At 63.2% G+C, this 17,768-nt stretch carries 13 protein-coding genes; 7 read left to right on the top strand and 6 right to left on the bottom strand.

Annotated elements, in window-relative coordinates; translation table 11 throughout:
* Window positions 1–7: 7 nt before the first annotated feature.
* Window positions 8–1,144 (bottom strand): acyl-CoA dehydrogenase family protein, encoded by a 1,137-nt coding sequence (locus HL653_RS21290; RefSeq protein WP_171746270.1) that lies wholly within the window; start codon window positions 1,142–1,144, stop codon window positions 8–10.
* Between the two features lie 164 nt (window positions 1,145–1,308).
* Here HL653_RS21290 and HL653_RS21285 point away from each other — a divergent pair, with 164 nt between their 5' ends.
* Window positions 1,309–2,547, top strand: coding sequence for a LysR family transcriptional regulator (locus tag HL653_RS21285; RefSeq protein WP_171746269.1), 1,239 nt, complete (start codon window positions 1,309–1,311; stop codon window positions 2,545–2,547).
* Window positions 2,548–2,549: 2 nt separating this feature from the next.
* Here HL653_RS21285 and HL653_RS21280 read toward each other — a convergent pair whose 3' ends face one another.
* The 5 genes from HL653_RS21280 to HL653_RS21260 all read right to left on the bottom strand — a co-directional run bounded on the left by HL653_RS21280 (window position 2,550) and on the right by HL653_RS21260 (window position 9,599).
* Window positions 2,550–4,040 (bottom strand): aldehyde dehydrogenase, encoded by a 1,491-nt coding sequence (locus HL653_RS21280; protein WP_171746268.1) that lies wholly within the window; start codon window positions 4,038–4,040, stop codon window positions 2,550–2,552.
* 25 nt (window positions 4,041–4,065) lie between these two features.
* The gene (locus tag HL653_RS21275; RefSeq protein ID WP_171746267.1) at window positions 4,066–5,694 is read right to left on the bottom strand and encodes a GMC family oxidoreductase; all 1,629 of its coding nucleotides are present in this window, start codon (window positions 5,692–5,694) and stop codon (window positions 4,066–4,068) included.
* Window positions 5,691–6,998, bottom strand: a complete 1,308-nt coding sequence (locus HL653_RS21270) for an MFS transporter (RefSeq protein ID WP_253717232.1) — start codon at window positions 6,996–6,998, stop codon at window positions 5,691–5,693. The genes HL653_RS21275 and HL653_RS21270 overlap by 4 nt, the downstream gene beginning before the upstream one ends.
* Before the next feature lie 207 nt (window positions 6,999–7,205).
* Window positions 7,206–8,258, bottom strand: coding sequence for a PDR/VanB family oxidoreductase (locus HL653_RS21265; RefSeq protein WP_253717230.1), 1,053 nt, complete (start codon window positions 8,256–8,258; stop codon window positions 7,206–7,208).
* Window positions 8,259–8,282: 24 nt separating this feature from the next.
* Window positions 8,283–9,599, bottom strand: coding sequence for a Rieske 2Fe-2S domain-containing protein (locus HL653_RS21260; RefSeq protein ID WP_216599911.1), 1,317 nt, complete (start codon window positions 9,597–9,599; stop codon window positions 8,283–8,285).
* Window positions 9,600–9,870: 271 nt separating this feature from the next.
* Here HL653_RS21260 and HL653_RS21255 point away from each other — a divergent pair, with 271 nt between their 5' ends.
* From HL653_RS21255 to HL653_RS21230, 6 genes are all read left to right on the top strand, one after another.
* Window positions 9,871–12,144 carry a TonB-dependent receptor gene (locus tag HL653_RS21255; RefSeq protein ID WP_253717228.1) on the top strand — a complete coding sequence of 758 codons (2,274 nt, stop codon included), beginning with the start codon at window positions 9,871–9,873 and terminating at the stop codon, window positions 12,142–12,144.
* 64 nt (window positions 12,145–12,208) lie between these two features.
* Complete coding sequence (locus HL653_RS21250) at window positions 12,209–12,985, top strand: SDR family NAD(P)-dependent oxidoreductase (protein ID WP_171746266.1); 777 nt, start codon at window positions 12,209–12,211, stop codon at window positions 12,983–12,985.
* Between the two features lie 153 nt (window positions 12,986–13,138).
* Window positions 13,139–14,185 carry an aromatic ring-hydroxylating dioxygenase subunit alpha gene (locus tag HL653_RS21245; protein WP_171746265.1) on the top strand — a complete coding sequence of 349 codons (1,047 nt, stop codon included), beginning with the start codon at window positions 13,139–13,141 and terminating at the stop codon, window positions 14,183–14,185.
* 153 nt (window positions 14,186–14,338) lie between these two features.
* On the top strand, window positions 14,339–15,088 hold the full coding sequence (locus HL653_RS21240; protein WP_171743498.1) for an electron transfer flavoprotein subunit beta/FixA family protein: 750 nt from the start codon (window positions 14,339–14,341) through the stop codon (window positions 15,086–15,088).
* Window positions 15,085–16,011 (top strand): electron transfer flavoprotein subunit alpha/FixB family protein, encoded by a 927-nt coding sequence (locus tag HL653_RS21235; RefSeq protein WP_171746264.1) that lies wholly within the window; start codon window positions 15,085–15,087, stop codon window positions 16,009–16,011. The genes HL653_RS21240 and HL653_RS21235 overlap by 4 nt, the downstream gene beginning before the upstream one ends.
* Before the next feature lie 3 nt (window positions 16,012–16,014).
* Window positions 16,015–17,667 (top strand): electron transfer flavoprotein-ubiquinone oxidoreductase, encoded by a 1,653-nt coding sequence (locus tag HL653_RS21230; protein WP_171746263.1) that lies wholly within the window; start codon window positions 16,015–16,017, stop codon window positions 17,665–17,667.
* The last annotated feature ends 101 nt before the right edge of the window (window positions 17,668–17,768 follow it).

Here is a 17,768-nt window from a genome sequence, read left to right as displayed (position 1 = left end):
GCCGGGATCAGCGCAGCAATTCGCGCGCGATCGTATTCTTCTGGATCTCCGAAGAGCCCTCATAAATCCGCGTGATGCGGATATCGCGATAAAGCCGCTCGACCGCATAGCCCTTGCAATAGCCGGCGCCGCCGAAGATCTGCACCGCGCTGTCGACCGTGCGGCTGCCGGCCTCGGTCGCGAACAATTTGGCCATCGAGGCGAGCTCCCGGCGACGATCACCATTGTCGTAGCGCCAGCAGGCATCCAGCAGCAGCATACGCGCGGCGCGCATGTCGGTCGCCATCTGCGCCATATAATGGCGGATCGCCTGGAAGTCGGCGATGACGCCGCCGAAAGCCGGCCGTGTCTTGGCCTGGTCGATCGCCAGTTCCAACGCATATTCGCCCATGCCGACCGCGGTCGCACCGACGTTGAGGCGGCCCTCGTTCAGGCCTTCCAACGCATAGTGGAACGCCCGACCTTCCTCGCCGAGCATCGCTTCGGCCGGCACCTGACAATCGGTGAACGACAATTCGTACACGCCCGGCGTGGCGGTTCCCATCAAAGGGATCGTGCCGTCCACCGAGAATCCGGGTGTGCTGGCGCTCATCAGGAAAGCGGACATGCCGTTCCGGCCGGCCGACTTGTCGGTATAGGCATAGACGATCACTTCCTTGGCGTTCTTGCCGTTGGAAATATACGTCTTGCTGCCGTTGATGACCCAGCCGTCGGCATTGCGGACCGCAGTGGTCCGCATCGAGGCGAGATCCGATCCGCAATGCGCTTCGGTCAGCGCGAAGGCGATCGGGATCGTGCCGTCCGCCATACCGGGTACGAGGCGCGCTTTCTGCTCGGCATTGCCATGGTTCAGGATGTTCTTCGCGCCCGGGCCCATCAGCGGGCGAAGCTCGGTCCAGAATTGCGGGGGAAGGCGGGCGAGCTCGATCTGCACGACAGCCTGCGCCAGCGCACCCAGGCCAAGGCCGCCATATTCCTCGGGAAAGGCCAGCGCGAAATAGCCGTTGTCGATCAGCGTTTTGCGGATGATCGGATTGATAGTGCCTTCTTCCACGAACTCGCGCTCATACGGAAGGAGATCCGTAACGATCTGACGGGTGACCTCACGAAATTCCGCGACTTCTGCTGGCAGTTCAAAGTCCATGATCGGCGCTCCTTCCCGGTATCAACCCCAAGATGGGTCGATCTTTCGGAATGGTCCTACCATTGACGTTATCACGTCGTCTATTTGAAAATGCACGCTTATGATGGCAGGAAAGGGAATGGCGATCGCATACCCGACCCCGCGCGTGATCCGAGGCTGATCGGATGGCTGCGGATCCGTTCGATCTCAATCTGCGACACTTGCGGGCCCTGCTCGCGATACAAGAGACAGGCAGCATCACCGCCGCTGCGGACGCGGTCAGTCTCTCGCAGCCAGCGCTCACGCAGGGGCTGGCCAAGCTGGAAAAGCAGATCGGCTACGTCCTTTTCGAACGCCGGTCTGAGGGCATGGTGATCACCCCGGTCGGTACGATCGTGATCGAGCGGGTGCGCGCGGCGATCGATCATATCGCGATGGGGGCGAGGGGCCTGACCCGCGTCTTTTCGCACCCGGAGCGGCTCATGACGATGACGCAGCTGCGGGCCTTTCTCGCGCTGGCGGATGCAGGCAGCTTCGTGGTCGCGGCCGCCAACACGCCCTTTTCGCACACGGCCGTACACCGCGCCGTGGGTGATCTGGAGCAGGTGATCGGCGGGAAGCTGGTCGAGCGGCGCGGGCGCGGCGTCTGGCTTAACGCTGCGGGCCGCAAGCTCGCGCGCGGTATCCGGTTAGCTTTGGGCGAGCTGACGGCCGCGATGACGGAATTGGGCGTCGAGACGGAAGGTGAACTCATCGCCTTCGGTGCTTTGCCGCTCTCACGGCCGTTCCTGGCGCCGACGGCCATGGGACGTCTCGCGCAGGAACAGCCGCTTGCGCGTTTCGAGGTGATCGAAGGAAGCTGGCGTGAACTGGTCGAGCCGTTGCGCGACGGGCGGGTCGATCTGATCGTCGGTGCGCTGCGCGCCTTCGACATCACCGATCTTCACCAGATCCCGCTTTACGAAGACCGGCTCGTCATTGCGTGTGGCAGTCGGCATCCTCTGGCGGGGCCGCTCATGCCCGACCTCGATACGCTCGCTTCCTATCCCTGGATCGTGCCTCCGGCCAACACACCGCTGCGCCTGATCTGGGAACGGATGTTCGAGGGGCGTGACCTGCCCAAGACACCCATCGAGTGTGGCTCCGTCATGATCATCGGCCGGCTGCTCACGGAGGGGCATTTCCTCACCCTGCTGTCGCCCGATCAGGTCGCGCTCCAGATCCGTCTCGGTTTGCTGGCGCGCGTCGGACCGCCGCTGGACGACAGTTCCCGCATGATTGGCATCACGACGCGGCGCAGCTGGCGGCCGACGGCGATGCAGCGTCGCTTTCTCGAACTGCTCGGCGAGATAGCCCGGACGAGCAAGGACCGGCCGGTGTCCGATTGGATCGAAGATCAAAGCGAACAGACGGCCGAACCCTGAGTTCAATCCAACTTGATCCAGACCGACTTGGTTTCGAGATAATCCTCGATGTGATGCGGGCCGGATTCCCGGCCGAAGCCGCTCATCTTGTAGCCCCCGAACGGCACGCCGGGATCGAGCATCTGATAGCAATTGATCCAAACGGAGCCGGCGCGAATGCCGCGCGCCATGCGATGCGCGGTCGTGAGATTGCTGGTCCATACGCCGCTGGCCAATCCAAATTCCGTGGCGTTGGCGCGCTGCAGCGCCTCCTCGATCGTATCGAAACTTAACGCCGACAGGACCGGCCCGAAGATCTCCTCGCGTACGATCGTCATCGTGTCGTCGAGGCCAGTGAAAATAGTCGGTTCGATGAAGAAGCCATCATCATAGCCGACACCACTCATGCGCTTACCGCCGACCAGGGCCTCGCCACCTTCACGCGTGGCGCTCTCGATATAAGCGAGGATCTTGTCCATCTGCGGCGCGGAGACGACCGGGCCGATCTGGGTTTCGGGATCGAGCGGGTCACCGACCTTGATCGTCCGGGTGAAAGCCGCGAGCCGCTCCATGAATTCTTCGCGGATCGAGGACTGGACGAAGAGGCGCGTGCCCGCGCTGCAGATCTGTCCGGAATTGGCGAACACCGCCATCGCGGCGGCCGGAACCGCCTTGTCGAGATCCGCATCGGCAAAGACGATGTTGGGTGACTTGCCGCCGAGCTCGACGGTGACGCGCTTCATCGTGCCAGCGGCTGCGTGGAGAATCTTTTCGCCGACGCCGGTCGAGCCCGTGAAGGCGATCTTGTCGACATCCGGATGCGCGGACAGCGCAGCCCCGGCCGCCCCCTGGCCCGTCAGGATGTTGATCACGCCGGGTGGCACACCCGCCTCGAGGCACAGTTCGCCGAAGCGGAGCGCGGACAGGGGGGTCTGCTCGGCCGGCTTCATGACCAGCGTGCACCCGCTCGCCAGAACGGGGCCGGCTTTCCACACCGACATGCCGACCGGCCCGTTCCACGGGTTGATCGCGGCGACCACGCCGATCGGTTCCTTGAGTGTATGGCTGATCACGTCGCCCATCGCGGCATTCGGCAGCGTTTCGCCTGCGATCAGCGTGGCTTGACCCGCATAATAACGCAGCAATGCGCCGGCGCGTGCCTTGCCCAGCATGGTACGCGAATAGGGCGCGCCCAGATCGAGCGTGTCGAGCATCGCCAATTCTTCGTAATGATCTTCGACGAGGTCGGCGAGGCGCAGCATGATGCGCTGGCGCTCGACCGCCTTCATGCGGCTCCATGGACCTTCGAAGGCAGCGCGCGCGGACTTTACGGCGCGATCCACGTCCTGCGCGTCGCCATCGGCCACGATCGCCAGCAATTCGCCCGTCGCAGGGTTGCGCGTCTCGAACGTCTTGCCGGAAAGCGCAGGCACGCGCTGGCCGTCGATCAACATCTCCTGCTGGGGGCGATCCAGCATCGCCGGGCGGCGTGCGCCGACCTTGATCATCTCCATCGCATCTCTCCTTTGTCCGCCACGCTCAGGCGGCGATGTTCGATTTCACGGCGTCTTCAAGCACGAAGCCAGCGGCACGCTCGCCGATCATCATCGTCGGCGCGCTGGTATTGCCGCTGATGATGTCGGGCATGATGGAAGCGTCGACGACGCGCAGCCCCGCAATGCCGCGCACGCGCAGACGATGATCGACGACCGCCATCGGATCGCTGTCCGGACCCATCTTGCAGGTTCCGGTCGGGTGATAGGCCGTGTTGACGTAACGGCGCAGCGCGGCACCGACCTGCGCATCGCTCTGAAGCTCGGCGCCCGGCTCGATCTCCGCGCCCGAAAAGCGTGCGAGCGCCGGCTGCGAGACGATCCTCCGCGCCTCGCGGAAGCCCGCCATGAGGGTGCTTAGGTCATACGGATCGGCAAAGAAGTTCGGATCGATGATCGGCTTGTCCTGCGGGTTGGCGCTCCGCAGCCGCACCGATCCCGCGCTCTTCGGCCGCAGGAGCTGCACCAGTGCCATATAGCCGTGCGCCTTCGGGATCGTCCGCGCATTGGATTTCAGGCCGACGAGGAACGTCATCTGGATGTCGGGGCGGCCCGTGCCGTCGGTCGACACGAACCCGCCCGCCTCGGCCACGTTCGACGCCAGCATGCCGTCCCGGCGCAGCAGGTAACGGAAGGGGCTCATCGCCATGCGCGGCCAGGAGCGTGGCGACATGGCGTAGCTTTCAGCTGACGGGTTCTCCATCGCGACGTGGACGGTGGGATGATCCTGCAGGTTCGCGCCAACACCGGGCAGCGGCTGCACCACATCGATGCCGTGCGCGCGCAGATGATCTTCCGGGCCGATGCCGGAGAGCATCAACAATTGCGGCGAGTTGATCGTGCCGCCGCTCAGGATGATTTCCCGGACTGCCCGGATCGTGCGCCGCTGACCGTCATGCTCCACCTCGATCCCGACCGCTCGCCCGCGATAGACGACGATCCGGTGGACTATGGTCAGTTCGAAGACGGTGAGGTTCGGTCGCTTCAGCGCTGGATGGAGGAAGGCGCGCGAACTGCTGAGGCGCAGGCCGTTGCGCTGTTTGAGATCGTAGCGGCCGAAACCGTCCTGCCGCGTGCCGGCGAAATCGTCGTTGCGGTGATGGCCCGCCTCCACCGCGGCTTCGACGAAGGCGAGGGTCAGCGGATTGACCTCGCGCGGCTTCTGTACATCGAGTTCGCCGCCGGTGCCATGAAAGGGCGTCGGGCCGCCGGCATAGTTTTCGAGCGCCTTGAAGGCGGGTAGGACATCATCATAGGACCAGCCTTCGTTGCCGGCCTGCTCCCATGCGTCATAGTCGGCGCGCTGGCCGCGAATATAGACGCCGCCATTGATCGCGCTGCACCCGCCGAAGACCTTTCCGCGCGGGAAGTTGATCGTGCGATTGCCGACTTCGGCATTGCCGCTGAGCGCATGCTGCCAGTTGTATTTGGCATGGGGCAGCAGGAAGATGTTGCCGACCGGCAGCGCCGTCTTGATGTTGGCCGGCCACTTGCGGTCGGACGGGCCCGCCTCGATCAGCGCCACACGCACGGCGGGATCGGCGGACAGACGATTGGCCATGACGGCCCCGGCCGATCCGGAGCCGATCACGATATAATCGAAGCTTTCGATCACGCAGGTATCTCCCGGAGCAAAGCGGGAGGCAATCGCGACGGGACGTGGTTCCGTACCGCTACGAATGCCATCGCGTTGACGAACATGAGGATCGCGAGGATTCCGAAGAAGCTGGCATTGCCGCCGCCCAGCAAAGCCGCGCCGAGCAACGCGCTCAGGATCGCGCCAACCCGGCCAGCGGCACCCATCAGCCCCAATCCCCGTGCGCGCACCGCGGTCGGAAAGGCATGCGCACCGACCGAGAACATCGCAGATTGCGCTGCGCTGGCAAACAGGCCGAGCCCACATAGGGCCGCCAGCAACGGCGTTTCATTCTGGCCGCCGACGATGGGCAGAGCGGCCAGGAAAACGCAGATCCCGGTGCCGACCAGCGCCATGAAAATCAGGGGGCCACGCGACCCCATTCGAAGGATGATGGTCGCGGCGATCAGGGCGCCGATCGTGCCGCCCAGATTGAAGCTCGTCAGACCCAGGCTTGCCGTGGGCAGACCGAAGCCCAGGCCCGAAAGCAGCGTCGGCGCCCAGTTGAACATCAGATAGATCATGAACATGCCCGCGAGCATCGCGGCCGAGAGCGCAAGACTGTCACGCAGCAACGAACCCTTGAAAAGCAGGCTGGAAGGCGCGCGATCGGGGCTTGGTTGCTCGCAGCGCTCCGTGAGCGCCAGGTCCGGGTCCTCATGCCCCATTCGGCGCAGCATTTCGGCCAGTTCGGCCGTGCGGCCGGATGTGACCGCAAGATACCGTGGCGATTCCGGCAGGAAGAACCAGAAGAGGAGCGCGAACACCAACGTGATCGCGCCGCCCAGATAGAAGAGCGCCCGCCAACCGAACGGTGGCAAGATGAACGCGGCCGCAATTCCACCGAGCACGCCGCCGATCGAGACGCAGACCGCACCGAAGGTGACAGCCAGGCTGCGCCAGCGCGAAGGCGTAAATTCGGCGATCATCGCAGCAGCCGTCCCCGGGATCCCGCCCAGGCCCACGCCGGCAAGAGTCTTCAGGATCGCAATCTGTGCGACGGAGGTCGCCAGCCCCGTGAGGATCGTCGCGATGCCGAAGGTGATGACGCCGAACAGCAGCGCCACGCGGCGGCCGTACCGATCACCGAGCCAGCCCGAGGCGAGTGTGCCGACCCCCATGCCGACAAAGCCGAGGGCAAAGATGACGCCCAGCACCTCCTTGGCAAAACCCCATTCCCTGATGAGGGAAGGGGCAGCAAGGCCGAGCATCTGGTTATCGAGTCCGTCCAGTATCACGCTCAGTGCGATCATCAGCACCGCGACGATCTGGAAGAGCGACATCGGTAACGTGTCCAGCATTCGGCCGGTGCTCGTCTCGTCAGGTTCGCCTGCGAATGTCACTCTGTTCCTCTCAGGCTCGCCTTGATGGCCAGCATATCATTTTCATAAGACCTATTGGCCTGACCATCGGACTTTTCTGCCCAAGGTTGGGCATAAGAATTCTAGCGCTCGCATTCGTTTTCCGGGATTATAGTCCGGCTACCGGCATCAGACGTCCAGCACGAGCACGGGGCTCTTGGATCCCGAGCAGCACACCATGATCGATGTATTCGCGGCCTTTTCGTCTTCGGTCAGAAAATGGTCGCGATGGTCCGGCACGCCGTCCAGCACCTTGACCTGGCACGTGCCGCACACGCCCTCGGCGCAGGCGAAACCGATATCGACGCCTGCCGTCAGCAAAGCGTCCAGCATCGTCTCGCCTTCCTCCACGACGATCGTCTTGCCGCTCTTGGCGAGTTCCAGGCTGTACCCACCGTCGATGGCCAATTCGGTCTCCGCGGAGAAGTACTCGATATGGGCATGGCCTTTGGGCCGGCTTGCGTTGATCGCGACGAAGGCATCCAGCATGCCCGTTGGGCCGCAGCAGTAGAGATGCGCGTTCGCTGGCGCCCGGTCACAGATCTTCTTCAGATCGAGCCGCTGGCCGCCGGGGATGCCATCATAGGCGATCTCGACTTGGGGATATTCCTCGATACGATCGACATAGGCCGCCCGATCGGGCGTGGCTGCGACATAATGCAGTTCCCACGTCCGGCCGAGTTGCTCGAGGCGCGCGATCATCGGCAACATCGGCGTCACCCCGATTCCCCCGGCGATCAGCACGGTATGCTCGGCCGATTCCTCCAGCGGGAAATTGTTCTTCGGGTCCGAGATTTCGAGGATTTCGCCGACACGCCAGTTTTCGTGGATATGGCGGGAGCCGCCGCGTCCGTCGATCGCGTGGTGGACGGCAATCTCGTAATAGCCGCGGATCGCCGGATCGTTGACCAGCGAATAACTGCGCGCCAGACCTTTCGCGAGCTGAAGATCGATATGGGCACCGGCGGTAAAGGCCGGGAGACGTTCGCCTGCCATGGGCTCGAGGACGTAGCTATTGATCCCCTCCGCTTCCCAGCGGATGTTCCGAAGTCGTACGCGCATCAGCCTCTCCTCGCGGTGCGTTGCGCGCGATGGTCGAAGTCCGTGCGCGCCCTGGATCGGCGCGTCGGCTCCACCTCTACTCGTTTCGTCACCTGTTATGTCCTTGTTCGGGCCGGGCATGGATCGACCGGTCCGCGTTACTCGTCACTCGGCTGCTTCAGTTTCTCTGATCGGCCAGCGCACCGCCTTGGCGAGCGCGGCTTCGTAGGCCCCCATCAGACCGTCCGCGGGATCGTGGAGAAAGGAGCCGGCCCGCGCTTTGTAGAAAATGCTCGGATCCTCGACTCCGGGGCCCACCGTCCCCTTGTTGGACAAGGCTCGCGCCGCGAGCAGCAGGCGCCGGCGGACGCGCGCGATCATCTGATCGGTCGGCGCCAGATTTTCGAAGCTATGGTCCGTGATCGGTCCCATGCTCTCCGTTACCGCCTGATCCTGCATCGTGATGTTGGGGATGCCGGTGAACTGATGGCCATTGCGCTGGGAGTCGCGATCGATCGCCCAATCGTTGCGGATGTCGTCTGTCGAGCGCCACCGACCATACCAGTCGGTGGTGTTCGGTGCGTAGCTGATCTTGTCGTAGAGCGGCGTGCCGTCCTTGAGCGTCGAATTATAAGCCGGATTCCCCGCGTCCACGCCGCAGGTGATGTCGAACAGCATCGAATGCTCATCGTCGATCGGCACCCAGGCGCGCGCGATGGCCCGGCTCACGAAGCGGTTATTCGGCGTCTGGGTCCAGTGCGGGAACATGAAATGGGCGATGCGCCACGACATCTGGCCGTCATCGTTCGGGCGGTAGCCGCCGTACATCACGCCCCAATCTGACTGGGCAACCTCATATTCGGGTGCACGATCCAGCACCGTCGGGCGCATCGGATGGTCCGGCTCGAGATCATCGGCCTCGATGCCACCGACATGCAGGAAGCCGACATGGCTCGTGTCGATATCGCCTTCCAGAGCCTGGAGCCAATTGCAGTCGCGTTGCAGGCACCAGATCTCTGCGTCGGGCTCCATCGTCGCCTCGATCTCAGGCAGCGGCGGGGGGCTGGCCTGGTTCTCGCCCATATAGACCCAGATCAGGCCGTTGGCCTCATGCGTCTTATAAGCCTTGGCGTGGACCTTTTCCTTGAAGTCCATCCGCGCCGGCACGCTCGGCATATCGACGCACTTGCCATCCACGTCGAACTTCCAGCCATGATAGACGCATCGGATCCCGCTCTGCTCGTTGCGCCCGATGAACAAGGATGCGCAGCGATGTGGGCAGCGATGATCCATGATCCCGACCCTGCCGCTGGTGTCGCGGAAGGCGATTAGTTTTTCGCACATGATCATCAGGCGTACCGGATCGCCGTCTGCCACCACTTCCGACGACAGGAGGGCGGGCATCCAATATTGGCGCATGAAGGTGCCCATGACCGTGCCCGGGCCAACGCGGGTGAGGTCGGCGCTATCGTTCGACTGCATCTCGGCTCTTTCCAATGATCTCGATCGGTTGGGTGCCGGCTGGATTTGGTCCGTCGAGCCTCTCCAGCCTCGTGCCCGATGCAGTTTTGATAAGCGGACCTGCCATCGGCCGCTAGAGAGATTGACGGCGAGTACCGATCGGAAAGCGATCTATCCCATTAGAAAACCGGGATTGTTCTAATAACACCCTTGCGCGGCGGCCCGGCTTGTTGTCTTCACCCCCCAGAAGCGGCCCCGAGAGACCGCGACATTTTACCGGGGAGATGCAAAGGTGCAGACCAATATCGCTTTGTCTTCGGCCGCGCTTGCAATGGTGCTCGCGGCCCCGAGCCATGCCCAGACCGCTACGCCGACGCCAGCTGACGCAAGCACGCAGGCGCCAGCGGAAGCCGGGCCTGCCACGGCGGCAGGCGCAGTCACTGGAGACATCATCGTGACCGCCCAGCGGCGTGCGTCGACGGTACGCGAGGTGCCGTTCTCGATCGCGGCTTTCTCCGGTGAACAGCTTCGCACCCAGCAGATTAACAGCCCGGCCGCTCTCGTCGGCACGACGCCTGGAATCACGATCAACACGGCTGACAAGTCGCTTTCCATTGTCGCCATCCGCGGCAACGTGTCGACCTTTCGAACAGCAACTCTGGACACGCCTGTCGCGTTCTTCGTTGATGATGTCTATTATGTCTTCAACAACGATCTGAACTCGAATTTCTACGACGTCAGCCGCGTGGAACTGCTGCGTGGCCCACAGGGTACGCTGTTCGGTCGCAATGTCGTGGGCGGCGCGATTGCCGTCATCACGAACAATCCTGAGTTCGACACCAACTATTATGGCCAACTGACCGGCGGCAATCGCGGCTATTTGCGTACCGAGGGTGCGTTCAACACGGTGCTGGAAGACGACAAGATTGCGGGGCGCATCGCGTTCAGCACCGAGCGTTCTGACGGTCTCATCAAGGCGCCCAATCAGTCCGGTCGTTATGGCGACATGGACAGCTATGCCGCCCGCGGCAAATTGCTGTTCACGCCAACGGACACGCTGAAGATCGTCCTCGCCGGTGACTATAGCTATACGAGCGGTAATGGCGGCGCGATCTCGCTAGGGATTGGCGGCAATCAGGTCGTTCCGGCGACGTTTGGTAATTTCACCAACGCCGAGTGGGTGAACAATGATTATGCGCGCTCGCCTTACCATCAGCGGCTGCGAGGGGGCTATTTGCGCGGCGATCTCGATCTTCTGGGCGGCGTGCTGACCGCGATCAGCGGATATCGGATGAACAACAGCTATGCGTTGAACGACGACGTTCCCGTCGGCACCGTGACCCCTGTTTTCGGTCGCGCGCAGAATGTGCGCAATCGCAGCTTCACCCAGGAAGTGCGCTTCGCCTCCGCGCCGAACCGCCTCTCTTACGTCGTCGGCGCTTATTATCTGTCGGCCAACGTCTACACGAACAACCAATTCTTCTACAGCCCGCTGCCGGGAAGCTCGACAGCGGCTGCCGTTCGCCCGAACCCCAGCATCACCAACATCGATCGCGTGCAGAACGGCAATGTCCGCAGCGTCGCCGTGTTCGGAGAGGCGACATTCGCCGTGACGGACCGCTTTTCGCTCATTGCCGGCGGCCGATATACGAGCGACCGCAAGAAGATCGACTATCACGCTTTCTCTCTGACCGACCCCGGCACGATCCCGGGCTTCGGTTTTCCGGGTGAGGTATTCGCCTCGGGCGGCAAGACGTGGAACGCTTTCACGCCGCGCTTCAGCGCCAAGTGGAAGCCGATCGATGCGGTCAATTTCTACGTGACCTATGCGAAGGGATTCAAGAGCGGCGGCTTCGTCGACAATGCCTATCGCAATCCCACTATTCCCTTGGACCCCGAAAAGGCCGAGAATATCGAGGGTGGCATCAAGAGCCGCTTCTTCGACAACAAGGTCGATGTGAACCTTTCGGTTTTCCGCCAGAAGACGAAGAACCTGCAGAATTTCTCCGGCGCCGGCGGGATCGCGCATACCTATAACGGGACGCTGGTCATGCGCGGCGCGGAGTTGGAATCGGTCGTCAGGCCCGCTCCCGATGTCCGGCTTACCTTCAACTATACCTACCTCAAGGGGAAATATACGTCGCTCAAGGACCCGCTGGTCGTCGCCGATTATTCCGGAAACCCGGCGAAATACGCGCCGCGGAACGCGTTTGCCGTTGGCGCGAGCTATGATGCGCACATCGGAAATGGCGGGACGATCACGCCGCAAGCCGATTTCAGCTATTCGGATCGGATCTCGACGGACGATGCCAACACGCTGCGGCTCTATCCGAACCTGTACGACAAGACGCGTGGCCGTACGCTCAATGCGCGTCTGACCTATGAGGATCCCAACAAGCGCTGGACGGTCGGCGCCTGGGTGAAGAATCTCACCAACAATTATCAGATCCTTCATGCCGACGACATCACCGCTTTCCTGATACGGCCCGGCGCCGGCACGACATATTGGAAGATCTTCACCAACACGCCGCGGACTTTTGGCGCGACATTGACCTTTAAGAACTGACAACATCCCCTTTGGCGGGAGGCGTTCAAAGGCGCCTCCCGCCTTTTCTGTTTGGAGCGCCCCGATGTCCGATCTCGTCCTTCCCGCTAACGGCAGCTTCTCCTTCGCAGGACGGATCGCCATCGTGACGGGCGGTGGCTCGGGGGTAGGGGAGGCAATCGTCCGCGAAATTCACGCGGGCGGGGGTAAAGTTGCAGTGAGCGACATCAATCCGGCTGCGGCCGAGGCGGTCGCCGCCTCACTGGACGTTTCCGGCGCAACCGCATTTGCCTTGAAGCTCGACGTGCGCGAGAAAGCAGACTTTGAGGCCGCGCTGGCGGCGATCGTCGATCGCTGGGGCAAACTTGATATCGTGATCAACAATGCCGGTCAGGGCAAGCGCACGCCGACGCCCGACATAACGCCGGAGGAGTTTGACGAGATTTCGCGCATCAACATGCGCAGCGTTTTCCTCAGCATCCAGGTATTCCAGGATCACCTCGTCGCCAACGGCTATGGCCGGATTGTCAACATCACGTCGTTGGCGGGCCAGAATGGCGGAACGGTTGCTTCTGCCCATTATGCAGCATCGAAAGCAGGCGCGATCATGCTTTCCAAATATTTCGCGCGGCATCTCGCCGGAACCGGCGTGACGGTCAATGCCATCTCTCCCGGTCCAATCGACTCCGCTAAGCAACGCATGTCACCGGACATGATCGCTGCTGTCGAGGATGAGGTCCCGATCGGGCGTTTCATGGAAGTCGGCGAGATCGCGGCCGCCACGGCGCTGCTCGCCTCTGACCGGGGCGGATTTTTCATGGGCGCAACGCTGGACATGAATGGCGGGCTTTACCTGCGCTAAGCCGGAGCGCCTCCGACATCGTGGCATCGATCCCGATTCTTGAATGCAGGATCCGGAAAGTTATTTGGTCGCTTATCGTCGCACCTTTATCTTCCTGGCGAGAAGAAAACGGGTGCGCCGTCGGCAGCCTGGTGAGGTTTTGGAGAGCCCGCAATGTTCATTCGTAACGCCTGGTATATGGCTGCTTTCGCCAGCGAGATCGCACCCGGTAAGCAGATCGGACGTAAGTATCTCGGGGAATCCGTCGTGGTGTTTCGCACCGAGGGGGGCGAGATTGCGGCGCTCGAAGATCGGTGCAGCCATCGCGCGATGCCCCTGAGCGCCGGCCACGTCGATGGCAACGTCATCCGCTGCTGTTATCATGGCGTGGAGTTTGACAAGAGTGGTGCCTGTACGCGCATTCCCAATCAGGCACGCATTCCGGCCGCCGCGAACGTTCGCTCATACCCCGTGGTAGAGAAAGACCAACTTATCTGGATCTGGATGGGCGACGCCGCCGCGGCCGATCCGGACGACATTATCGATACCCCTGAGCATGACGATCCTCGCTGGACCTGGAAGCCTTTCAATTTCCACGTAAAGGCGGATTGGCAACTGATCGTCGACAATATCATGGATCTGACGCACGTGCCGTACATTCACGCGCGCACGATCGGCGGTAATCCCGAGCAGCATTATGGCGCGGATACGAATGTGGATTTCGACGGGCGCAAGGTTACTCTCATCCGTCACATGCCCAATTCGGTGCCACCGCGCTCTTATATCGACGCTGGCGGCTTCAAGGGCCGTGTCGATCGTTGGCAGGAGGTGCGGTTCGAGCCGGGCCGGGGGATGACGCTGCGCGTGAACGCCGGCGGTTGTGACGTCGGGACCGGCGCGTATGAGGGCAAGCGCGACAGCGGTTTCATGCTCGCGAACAATCATTTCGTTACACCCGAGACCGAGACGACAAGTCATTATCTGTGGACGATCTGTACGACGGCATCGAAAGAGAGCGGTGTCCCGGAAGTCCTTTTCGCGCAGTTCTTTGATACGATCACGGAAGATGAAGTCACGCTCGAACAGCAGCAGGCGCGCATCAACGAAAGTCCGGATCGAAAATTCGTCGGGATTGCCAGCGACGGCGCGGTCAATCAGACGCGGCGTCTGCTGAGCGGTATGTTCGAGGCGGAGGAAAGTATTCTCGTCGCGGCGGAGTGAACGATCGGTTCGCCAAGTAGTTTGAGACGATGTGAGGGCCGTCCGTTTGGGCGGCCCTTTTTTTGTCGTCCTGGTCACATGTGAACCATAATCGCCGATTGACAGAATATGCCGAAATATCGAATGGTCTGACCATTAAGGGAGATCGGCGAGATGAAGGTTCTGGTGCCCGTGAAGCGGGTGATCGATTATAATGTGAAGCCGCGGGTGAAGCTGGACGGCACGGGCGTCGATCTGGCGAACGTGAAGATGTCGATGAACCCGTTCGACGAGATTGCGGTCGAGGAAGCGATCCGCCTGAAGGAGAAGGGTGTCGCGACCGAGGTCGTGGCCGTCTCGGTCGGCCCGCAGAAGGCGCAGGACACGCTGCGCACCGCGCTGGCGATGGGCGCCGATCGCGCGATCCTGGTGCAGACGGACGACGAGGTCGAGCCGCTCGCCGTCGCCAAGATCCTGAAGGCGATCGCCACCGAGGAGGCTCCCGGCCTCGTGATCCTCGGCAAGCAGGCGATCGACGACGATTCGAACCAGACCGGCCAGATGCTGGCGGCGCTGCTCGGCTGGGGCCAGGGCACGTTCGCGTCGAAGGTCGAGGTGTCGGGCGAGAGCGTCGCCGTGACGCGCGAAGTGGATGGCGGCCTCGAGACGGTCAGCCTCAAGATCCCCGCGATCGTGACGACCGATCTGCGCCTCAACGAGCCGCGCTATGCGTCGCTGCCGAACATCATGAAGGCCAAGTCGAAGCCGATGGCCGTGAAGGCGCCCGCCGATCTGGGCGTGGACATCGCCCCGCGCCTGAAGACGCTGAAGGTGGCCGAGCCGCCGAAGCGTCAGGCGGGCATCAAGGTGGCCGACGTGGATGAACTCGTCGGCAAGCTGAAAGCTTTGGGAGTCGCCGCATGAGCGTCCTCGTCTGGGTCGAACAGGAAGCGGGCGCCGTGAAGGACGCCACGCTCTCCGCCGTCACCGCCGCCACCCAGCTCGGCGAGGTCCACCTGCTGGTCGCCGGTTCCGGCGTCGCCGGCGTGGCGGAGGCGGCCGCGAAGATCGCCGGCGTCGCCAAGGTCGTGGTGCTGGACGATGCCGCGTTCGAGCATGCGCTGGCGGAGAATGTCGCGCCGGCCGTGGTCGCGCTGATGGGCGGCCATGACGCGTTCGTGGCGCCCGCCACCTCCAACGGCAAGAATATCGCGCCGCGCGTGGCGGCCCTGCTCGACGTGATGCAGGTCAGCGACATCCTCTCGGTCGAGAGCGCCGATACGTTCACGCGCCCCATCTATGCGGGCAATGCGATCGCGACGGTGCAGTCGTCGGACGCGAAGAAGGTGATCACGGTGCGCGGCACCGCGTTCGAGAAGGCGGCCCGCGAGGGCGGCTCGGCCGCGATCGAGGCGGCGTCGGGTGCCGATGCGGGCCTGTCGAGCTTCGTCGGCGCCGAGATCGCCAAGTCGGAGCGTCCGGAACTGACGTCGGCCAGGGTGATCGTCTCGGGCGGCCGCGCGCTGGGCTCGGAGGAGCAGTTCCATGCGGTGATCGATCCGCTGGCGGACAAGCTCGGCGCGGGCGTCGGCGCGAGCCGGGCCGCAGTCGATGCGGGCTATGCGCCGAACGACTATCAGGTCGGCCAGACCGGCAAGATCGTGGCGCCGGACGTCTATGTCGCGGTCGGCATTTCGGGGGCGATCCAGCATCTCGCCGGCATGAAGGACAGCAAGACCATCGTCGCCATCAACAAGGACGAGGACGCCCCCATCTTCCAGGTCGCCGACATCGGCCTCGTCGGCGATCTCTTCCAGATCGTCCCCGAACTGACCGGAAAATTATAGTCCATGCACGAGCGGGAATCGATGGAGTATGACGTGGTGATCGTCGGCGGTGGGCCGGCCGGTCTCGCCGCGGCGATCCGCCTGAAGCAGCTGGCTTCGGAGAAAGGCGCCGAGCTTTCGGTGTGCATCCTCGAAAAAGGGTCCGAAATCGGCGCGCATATCCTGTCGGGCGCGGTGGTGGATCCGATCGCGCTGGACGAGCTGCTGCCCGACTGGCGCACCGACGGCTGCCCGATGGCCGAAGTGCCGGTGACGGAGAATCATCACTGGTTCCTGTCGAAGGGTGGCAAGACGGCGATGCCGCACCTCTTCACGCCCGGCTTCATGCACAACAAGGGCACCTATACGGGCTCGCTCGGCAATCTGTGCCGCTGGCTGGCGGGCAAGGCCGAGGAGCTGGGCGTCGAGATCTTCCCCGGCTTCGCGGCGGCCGAGGTGCTGTTCCACGACGACGGATCGGTGAAGGGCGTCGCGACCGGCGACATGGGCGTGGCGCGCGACGGCACGCACAAGCCCGATTACCAGCCGGGCATGGAGCTGCACGCCAAATACACCTTCTTCGCGGAAGGCGCGCGCGGGAGCCTCACCAAGGAGGTGAAGCGCATCTTCGATCTGGAGGCGAGCTGCCAGCCGCAGGTTTACGGCCTCGGCATGAAGGAGCTGTGGGACATCGCCCCGGAGAAGCATGTGCCCGGCCGCGTGATCCACACGCAGGGCTGGCCGCTGACCGAGGAGGTGGGCGGCGGCTTCCTCTATCACCAGGCGAACGGGCAGGTGGCGCTCGGCTTCGTGGTGGGGCTGGGCTACAAGAATCCGCACCTCTTTCCGTTCGAGGAATTCCAGCGCTGGAAGCAGCATCCCGCGATCCGCGCGATCCTGGAGGGCGGGCGCCGCGTGAGCTACGGCGCGCGCGCGATCAACGAGGGCGGGTGGCAGTCCGTGCCGACTTTGGCCTTTCCCGGCGGCGCGCTGATCGGCTGTTCGGCGGGCTTCGTGAACGTGCCGCGCATCAAGGGCAGCCACACCGCGATGAAGAGCGGCATGCTGGCGGCCGAGGAGGCGTATGCGGCCGTGACGGCCGGGCGGCAGGGCGACGTGCTGGCCGGCTACCAGCCCGCCGTGAATGCCAGCTGGATCTCCAAGGAGCTGAAGCTCGTCCGCAATTCGGAGCCGTCCATCGCGAAGTTCGGGCCGCTGATGGGCACGGTCTGGGCCGGCCTCGACATGTGGATGAACACTTTCGGGCTCGGCCTGCCGTACACGTTCAAGCATCACCGGGACTGTTCGACGCTGGCGCGCAAGGACCATGCGCGGCCGATCGACTATCCCAAGCCCGACGGGAAGATCAGCTTCGATCGTCTCTCCTCGGTGTTCCTGTCGAACACCAATCACGAGGAGGATCAGCCGATCCATCTGACGCTGAAGGATCCGGAGGTGCCGATCACGGTGAACCTGCCGCTCTACGATGCGCCCGAGCAGCGTTACTGCCCGGCGGGCGTCTACGAGATCGTGGGGCAGGATGTCGGCACGCCGCGCCTGCAGATCAACGCGCAGAATTGTGTCCACTGCAAGACCTGCGACATCAAGGACCCCACACAGAATATCAACTGGGTCGTGCCCGAAGGCGGCGGCGGTCCCAACTATCCGAACATGTAGCTCTGCCTGAAGATGGCAATTCCCGAGCGGGACGCCTGGGGATGAATATCGGGATGTCGCGACCGTAGGCGCGGGCCGTAGCGGCGCACAGGCGGCGATCG

It is taken from the genome of Sphingomonas sp. AP4-R1 (genome assembly GCF_013113735.1).
Classification (GTDB): Bacteria; Pseudomonadota; Alphaproteobacteria; order Sphingomonadales; family Sphingomonadaceae; genus Sphingomonas_I.
The sequence above is the reverse complement of the archived record's forward strand: the minus strand, read 5'-3'. Positions and strand labels throughout refer to the sequence as shown.